The sequence below is a fragment of the Dietzia cercidiphylli genome (assembly GCF_014145145.1).
In the GTDB taxonomy this organism is placed as follows: domain Bacteria; phylum Actinomycetota; class Actinomycetes; order Mycobacteriales; family Mycobacteriaceae; genus Dietzia; species Dietzia natronolimnaea.
In genome coordinates this window covers 1-7,730 of sequence record NZ_JAALEA010000024.1, presented here as the reverse complement: position 1 = coordinate 7,730, position 7,730 = coordinate 1, and the positions used below count along the sequence as shown (strand labels likewise).

Genomic DNA, 7,730 nt, shown 5'->3' with positions numbered 1-7,730 from the left:
CCCAGGAGGCCGGCGCGGTCGGGGCGCTCCCGCCCGCGCCGGCCCGGGACTACCGCGGGGCGGAGTGCGCCCGATCACCCAGGGCCGACGTGAACGCCCACGCATCGCGGACGATGGTGCGGAGGTCGGTGCGGGTGGGGGTCCACCCCAGCTCGGTCATCGCCTTCTGGCTGGAGGCCACGAGGACTGCCGGGTCGCCGGCTCGGCGTGGTGCGACCACGTCCGGGATCGGGTGCCCGGTGACCTCGCGGCACACGTCGATCACCTCGCGGACGGAGAAGCCCTCCCCGCTGCCGAGGTTGAGTACGCGGTGGACGCCGGGTCGGTTGGACTCGAGGGCGAGCAGGTGCGCGTCGGCGAGGTCGGCGACGTGGATGTAGTCGCGGACGCAGGTCCCGTCCGGGGTGGGCCAGTCGTCGCCGAAGACCTTGATGTCGGACCGGTGTCCCAGGGCCACCTGGAGCACCAGCGGGATGAGGTGGGTCTCGACGACGCGGTTCTCTCCCACCGGACCGTGAGCGCCGGCCACATTGAAGTAGCGCAGGCTCGTGGCGGCGAGCCCGTGGGCCACCGCGTACGAGGTGATGGCGTGATCGATCGCCAGCTTGGTGGCGCCGTAGGTGTTGGTGGGCCGGGTGGGCATGTCCTCGGTGATCGGGATCTGCTCCGGCTCGCCGTAGGTCGCCGCGGTGGACGAGAAGACGAGGTTGGTGACGTCGGCGGCGCGCATCGCGTCGAGGAGCGCGAGGGAGGTCACGACGTTGCCCTGCCAGTACTCCCCGGGCTTCTCCACCGATTCCCCGACGAGGGAGCGGGCGGCGAAGTGCAGGACCCCGTCGAATCCCGGGTCCAGGACCTCGCCCGCCAGGGCGGCGACATCCCCCTCGATGAACGTCGCCGCCGCCGGGACGCCCGACCTGTTGCCGGTGGAGAGGTCGTCCAGGACCACGACCTCGTGTCCGCGCTCGACGAGTACCGTCGCGCAGACCCCCCCGACGTATCCCGCCCCACCGGTGACGAGCAGCTTCACGGGAGGATCTCGACCTGGATCGCGTGCGCGTGGTCGCCGTCGAGCTCGACGGTGTGACCGTCACCGGAGTCGAGCTCGACGAGGTGGCCCCGCCGGGTCGCGGTCACGGTCCGCAGTGGTTCCACACCGTGTGCGCGGAGCTCGGAGATGAGGTCGGTGTCGATCTGGACGTTCTCGCCGATCGCCTGGATGCGGACGCTGTGCGGGATGTCCGTGTCCAGCGCCGAGAGGCGGGTGAACGCGCGGTCGTCGGCGATCCGGGAGGTGTACCCGATCCGGTCGAGCCCTGGTATGGGGTTGCCGTACGGCGACGTCCTCGGATCGTCGAGTACCTCGATGAGGCGACGCTCCACGTCGTCACTCATGACGTGCTCCCATCGACACGCCTCGGCGTGGACCTTCTCCAGCTCCAACCCGATCACATCGACGAGCAGTCGCTCCGCGAGACGGTGCTTGCGCATCACGTCCACGGCCAGATCCCGGCCGGTCGTCGTGAGCTGGAGATGACGGTCGGGTGCCACGTGTACCAGGCCGTCGCGTTCCATCCGCGCGACCGTCTGGCTCACGGTCGGACCGCTCTGCTCGAGTCGCTCCGCGATCCTGGCCCGGAGCGGGATGACTCCCTCCTCCTCGAGCTCATAGATGGTGCGGAGGTACATCTCGGTGGTGTCCACCAGGTCTTTCACGCTGAATCCTCCACGTCGGATCGTCGCAGACAGTCGCCCCCGGTGGTCGACGGTCCCATCCGGGTTCTCGGTCGAGACTACCGTCGGGCCTCGAACCGGGGTGGGGAGCGGGCAATCGGGGGTCGGGCCGGGTCCCGCCGCGTAGATTCGTGGGGCGCACACCTCGGTGATCCCATCGGATGTGGGCCGCCGGGAACGTCCCGGTGCGACGGGAGGACGGGTGGCAATGGCCGGTATCCGGGACGGCGTCGCGGCCGCGGTGGTGTGGAGTCCCTCACTGATGGAGTACCGGCACTCCGCCGATCATCCGATGAGTCCGCGCAGACTCGATCTGACCATGTCGCTCGCCACGGAACTGGGGGTTCTGCAGGGCGTGGAGATGCTGGACCCCGGTGCGGCCAGCGAGGAGGAACTGCTGCGCGTCCACACCTCCCGCTATATCAGTGCCGTCCGGGCGGCCGGTGACCTGCCGCCCGGGGAGCATTTCGGGATGAGTCACGGTCTCGGCACGGCGGACAACCCGACGTTCCCGGGCATGCACGAGGCGAGCGCCGCGGTGGCCGGAGGAACCTTGGCCGCAGCGCGGGCGATCGCCAGTGGCGCCGCGACGCGGGCGGTCTCCGTGGCCGGCGGCATGCACCACGCCATGCCCGCGGCCGCCGCCGGCTTCTGCGTCTACAACGACGCCGCGGTGGCCATCAGCTGGTTGCTCGACAACGGGTACGACCGCATCGCCTACGTGGACATCGACGTCCACCACGGGGACGGTGTCCAGGCCGCCTTCTACGAGGATCCGCGTGTGCTGACCATGTCCCTGCACCAGCACCCGGCGACCCTGTGGCCGTCGACGGGCTGGGCATCGGAGACGGGGGTGGGCCGCGCGGAGGGGACCGCGGTCAACCTGGCGTTCCTGCCGGCGGTCACCGACGGGCTGTGGATGCGCGGGTTCCACGCGGTCGTTCCCGGGGTCCTGCGGGCCTTCGAGCCACAGATCATCGTCATGCAGGCCGGATGCGACTCGCACCGCGAGGACCCGCTCGCCGACCTGTCCCTCACGGTCGACGGGCACCGCGAGTCCTACCTCCGACTCATCGCACTGGCGGACGAGCTCTGCGAGGGGCGGATCATCGCCATCGGCGGTGGGGGCTACGAGCTGGTCCGGGTGGTCCCGCGATCGTGGACCCATCTCATCGCCGCCGTCCTCGGCGTCCCCGTGGATCCGGGGACCCGGGTACCGGAGGAGTGGAAGGCCATGGCCGCCCGGTTCACCGTTCCGGACAGGGTCCCGCAGACGATGAGTGACGGCGGAGATCCCGCGCACACGCTCTGGGAGCCCGCCGGTGCCGATCGTGGGGGAGAGGTGGACCGGACACTGGCCCGACTCGACCAGTCGATCCTCGACACCCGCCGCTCGGTGTACCCCCTGCTCGGACTCGACCCGGACGATCCCCGGGACTGACCGCACCACCCCCGCGTCGCGGGTGCCCACCATTCACAACAGTTGTCTCATGGAGGACCACGATGGCCAACCCCGGTGACGGAACGACCGACGGCGGCGCCCCCGAGGGTGACGCGCCGGTCGTCAACCCGCCAGAACACGCCTCCACCGACACGGCGGTCGACGACTATCCGGAGGGCTATCCACACGAGTGGGCGGCGGATGTCCTGGGTTCCGACGGCCGGGCGGTGCGGATCCGGCCGGTCCTGCCCAACGACTCCGAGAAGATCACCCGCTTCCACGCCAGCCTCTCCGAGCGGACCCGCTACCTGCGCTACTTCGGCTCCCACGACGTCCTGTCGGCCAAGGAACTGCAGCGGATGACCAACGTCGACTACCGCGACCGGATGGCGTTCGTCGCGGAACTGGGCGCGGAGATCATCGGGATGGCGATCTACGAAAGGCTCCCGGACTCGACGTTCGCGGAGGTGGCGTTCACCATCTCGGACCAGCACCAGGGCCGGGGGCTCGGATCGATCTTCCTCGAGCATCTCGCGGGGTCCGCCGCCGAGTGCGGGATCGACCACTTCGAGGCGGAGGTGCTCTCGGAGAACCGGTCGATGATCCAGGTGTTCCGTCGGGCGGGGTACGAGATCTCGCGCTCCTTCGACGGATCCACCCTGCATCTCGAGTTCGCGATCGACCCCACCGAGGCGTTGACCAACGTCCGCAACGCCCGCGAGACCGCGGCCGAGGCGCGCAGTCTCGCGAGGGTCCTGACCCCCGCCTCGGTGGCCGTCATCGGTGCCTCGGACCAGGTGGGAAAGATCGGCCACACGGTCCTGCGCAACCTCATCGGGAACGGGTTCTCCGGTCCGGTCTACCCGGTGAACTCCGATGCGACCTCCGTGCAGTCCGTCCGTGCCTATGCCAGTGTCCGCGACATCCCCGATCCGGTCGACCTGGCCGTGGTGGCGGTGCCGGCCGCGTCCATGTCCGAGGTGCTCGACGACTGCCTGTCCAAGGGGGTGTCGACCCTCGTCGTGATCTCGGCCGGGTTCTCCGATGTGGGCAGCGCCGGTGTGGTGTCCGAGCGTCGCCTGGTGAGCGAGGCCCGCGCCCACGGGATGCGGGTGGTGGGGCCCAACGCCCTCGGGGTGATCAACACCTCCCCCGACGTCCAGCTCAACGCCACCCTCGCCGAGGTGGTCCCGGGGCCGGGCCGGGCGGGGTTCTTCTGCCAGTCCGGTGCCCTGGGGATCACCATCCTCGCCGCCGCCGCCCGCCGGGGTCTGGGACTGTCGACCTTCGTCTCCGCGGGAAACCGTGCCGACGTCTCCGGTAACGACCTGCTCCAGTACTGGGATACCGACACCGGGACCGAGGTGGTCCTGCTCTATCTCGAGAGTTTCGGCAACCCCCGCAAGTTCTCGCGGATCGCGCGCCGGGTGGCCCGCAACAAGCCGGTCGTGGTGGTGCGCCGGGCCGCCGACGACCTGGAATCGGGAGTCCAGGGTCTCACCGCCTCGGCCATCCGCGGTCTGTTCCGCGACTCCGGGCTCATTCAGGTGGACTCCATCACCGACATGTTCGACACCGCGACGCTGCTCGCCTATCAGCCGTTGCCGGCGGGCGGCCGTCTGGCGATCGTCGGGAACTCGACCGCCGTCGGGCGACTCGGCGGGGACTCCGCGCGGTTGCAGGGATTCACCGTGGCGCACTCGGTCGACCTGGGGGCCGGAGCGCTACCCGAGGACTTCCGGGCCGCGATAGCCGACGTGGTGGCCCGCGACGAGGTGGACTCGGTCCTGACGGTCTTCGTTCCACCGGTGGCCACCGAGCCGGACGCCTACGCCGAGGCCATCCGCGCCGCGGCGGCCGACAGTTCCAAGCCGGTGGTGAGTACCTTCCTCGCCGGCGAGGGACTGCCCGAGGGGCTCACCATCACCGACGAGTCCGGCGTGGCCTCACGGGGTTCCATCCCCTCGTACCCGTACCCCGAGCGTGCGGTGTCGGCGCTGGTGCGCGCCCGCCGCTACGCCGAGTGGCTGGACCAGCCCGCGGAGGAACCGGCCGAGTACGACGACATCGACCGCGCCCGCGCTCGGGATCTCGTCGATTCGTTGTGTCACTCGAACAGCGGGAGCGAATCGTTCGAACTCACCCAGGGTCAGGTCCGCAGTCTGCTGGAGTGCTACGGGGTCGGGATCGTCGACTACCGTGTCGCGGTCGGGGTGGAGCAGGCGGCCATGGCGGCCGAGGAACTCGGATACCCGGTGGCGGTCAAGGCGATGGGGGAGAAGTGGCGGACCCGCAGTGACCAGTCCGGGGTCCGCTTGGACCTGACCGACGCGGGAGCCGTTCGTCACGCGTTCGACGACCTCCGGGCGACCACCGGCTCCCGGGCACTCCACGTCCAGAAGATGGCCACCAAGGGGGTCGCGGCGACGATCCGGGTGGCGGACCACCCGATCTTCGGTTCGCTTATCTCCTTCGGCCTGTCCGGGATGCTCTCTGACCTCCTCGCCGATCGCGCGTTCAGTACCCTGCCGATCTCCCCCTCGGAGGCCCGGTCACTCCTCGATCGTCCACGGGCCGCGCCCATCCTCGACGGATATGCGGGGGACACCCCGGCTGACAAAGACGCCCTGGTGGACCTCATGGGCCGGATGTCGTGCCTGGTGGAGGACGTCCCCGAGCTCAGACGGCTGTCTCTCGACCCCGCGCTCGCGTCCCCCGACGGTGTGTCCGTGTTGTACGCACAGGTCCATCTGGGGCCGCCCCCGCGGTTCAGCGGGGACGAGGGCCCGCGGAGACTGCGCTAGCTGTCGGTACAGCCGGCGCGGCGTGCGCGGCGGGTCGGCCACTGCGCCGGCGCGGCTCGTCGCCCGGTCCGAACACGACGACGCCCCGGCTCCGGTGGCGGTGTGAACCCGCCTGACCGTGGAGCCGGGGCGTCGTGGTGTCCTCGTCCGGCCCGGACCTCAGACCGCGTAGGAGCGGAGCTTGTCGGCGCGGCGCCCTTCACGGAGCTTCGCCATGACCTCGCGCTCGATCTGGCGGACGCGCTCACGCGAGAGCCCGAAACGCTTACCGATCTGGTCGAGAGTGCGGGGCTGGCCGTCGTCGAGACCGAACCGCAGTGTGATGACCTGCTGCTCGCGCTCCTCGAGCGTGGACAGGACCGCACGGACGTCCGAGTGCATGACGTTGGTGACGACCGTGTTCTCGGCGCTGGTGGCCTCGGCGTCCTCGATGAAGTCGCCCAACGGCGCCTCCTCGTCCGCGCCGACGGGCATGTCCAGGCTCACCGGGTCGCGCGAGTGGTCGAGCAGTTCCTCGATCTTGTGCGCGGGGATCCCCGACTCCTCCGCCAGCTCGTCGAGAGTCGCCTCTCGCCCGAGCTGCTGGTGGAGCTCCCGCTTGATGCGGGCGAGCTTGTTGACCTGCTCGACCAGGTGCACAGGGAGCCGGATGGTGCGGGACTGGTCGGCCATCCCCCGGGTGATGGCCTGGCGGATCCACCACGTGGCGTAGGTCGAGAATTTGAAGCCCTTGGCGTAGTCGAACTTCTCCATGGCCCTGATCAGGCCCAGGTTGCCCTCCTGGATGAGATCCAGCAGCGGCATGCCGCGCCCCGTGTAGCGCTTGGCGAGTGAGACCACCAGGCGCAGGTTGGCCTCGAGGAGGTGTGCGCGGGCGGCCTCGCCCTCCGCGACGATCACCTTGAGATCGGCCTTCTTGGTGGGGCCCATCCGCTTCTTGGTGGCCAGGAGATGGGCGGCGTAGAGGCCGGCCTCGATGCGCTTGGAGAGTTCGACCTCGTCCTCGGCGTTCAGAAGAGCCGTCTTGCCGATCCCGTTGAGGTAGACGCGGACGAGGTCCGCGCTGGGGCTCTGGCCATCCGAATCCGCCTCCGTCCGACGGTCCGATCGGGTGGTGGCTGACGTCATGTCTCCTCCTCCTGCCGGCCCGGGGGATCAGAGTCGGCGGTCGGTTGCTGATGGACGGAACGGACGCGTGTCCGGGTCACGGTCACGTACTGCTACAACGGCGGGGGTGCCGGGAATGTTCCCGGGCCCATGACGTCCGTCACGACGTCCGGGAACCCGAGGTGTCGACGAGGACGGTGAACGGGCCGTCGTTCACGGAGCTGACCTGCATCATCGCGCCGAACGCCCCGGTCTCGACCTCGAGTCCCCGCTCACGGAGACCTCGCACCACCGCATCGACCGCGGCCTCGGCCCGAGCCCCGGGCGCCGCGCGGGACCACGACGGTCGGCGCCCCTTGCTCGTCGACCCCATGAGGGTGAACTGGCTGACCACCAGGACGGGCGCGCCGATCTCGACCGCGCCCGCCTCACCCGGCAGGATGCGCAGCTCCGCGATCTTGCGGACCATCGTGGCGACGTCCACCTCGTCGTCGTCGGTCGACACCCCCAGCAGCACCAGCAGCCCGGCGCGGGGGAGTGCGCCCACGATCTCCCCGTCCACGGTGACCGACGCCTCGGTGACGCGCGTGATGACGGCCCTCACCCGCCCACCGGCCCCGGGGTGGCGGCGACGCGGACGCCGG

General features: G+C 70.2%; 6 protein-coding genes. 2 read left to right on the top strand and 4 right to left on the bottom strand.

The features are described from left to right. Positions 1–49: 49 nt before the first annotated feature. Both galE and G6028_RS01490 read right to left on the bottom strand, forming a co-directional pair. Positions 50–1,030, bottom strand: coding sequence for a UDP-glucose 4-epimerase GalE (gene galE, locus G6028_RS01495; RefSeq protein WP_182657831.1), 981 nt, complete (start codon positions 1,028–1,030; stop codon positions 50–52). Next, positions 1,027–1,716: an iron-dependent transcriptional repressor DtxR gene (locus G6028_RS01490; protein ID WP_182657830.1), complete on the bottom strand. Its 690-nt coding sequence runs from the start codon at positions 1,714–1,716 to the stop codon at positions 1,027–1,029. The genes galE and G6028_RS01490 overlap by 4 nt, the downstream gene beginning before the upstream one ends. A gap of 226 nt (positions 1,717–1,942) precedes the next feature. Here G6028_RS01490 and G6028_RS01485 point away from each other — a divergent pair, with 226 nt between their 5' ends. Next, on the top strand, positions 1,943–3,175 hold the full coding sequence (locus tag G6028_RS01485) for an acetoin utilization protein AcuC (RefSeq protein WP_182657829.1): 1,233 nt from the start codon (positions 1,943–1,945) through the stop codon (positions 3,173–3,175). Positions 3,176–3,237: 62 nt separating this feature from the next. Next, entirely contained in the window at positions 3,238–5,979 is a 2,742-nt protein-coding gene (locus tag G6028_RS01480; RefSeq protein ID WP_182657828.1) for a bifunctional acetate--CoA ligase family protein/GNAT family N-acetyltransferase, read from the top strand. 159 nt (positions 5,980–6,138) lie between these two features. On the opposite strand, the gene G6028_RS01475 is transcribed toward G6028_RS01480, so the two are convergent. Next, on the bottom strand, positions 6,139–7,107 hold the full coding sequence (locus G6028_RS01475) for a sigma-70 family RNA polymerase sigma factor (RefSeq protein WP_179525209.1): 969 nt from the start codon (positions 7,105–7,107) through the stop codon (positions 6,139–6,141). 139 nt (positions 7,108–7,246) lie between these two features. Beyond that, entirely contained in the window at positions 7,247–7,690 is a 444-nt protein-coding gene (gene dtd / locus G6028_RS01470; protein WP_182640123.1) for a D-aminoacyl-tRNA deacylase, read from the bottom strand. Positions 7,691–7,730: the final 40 nt, after the last annotated feature.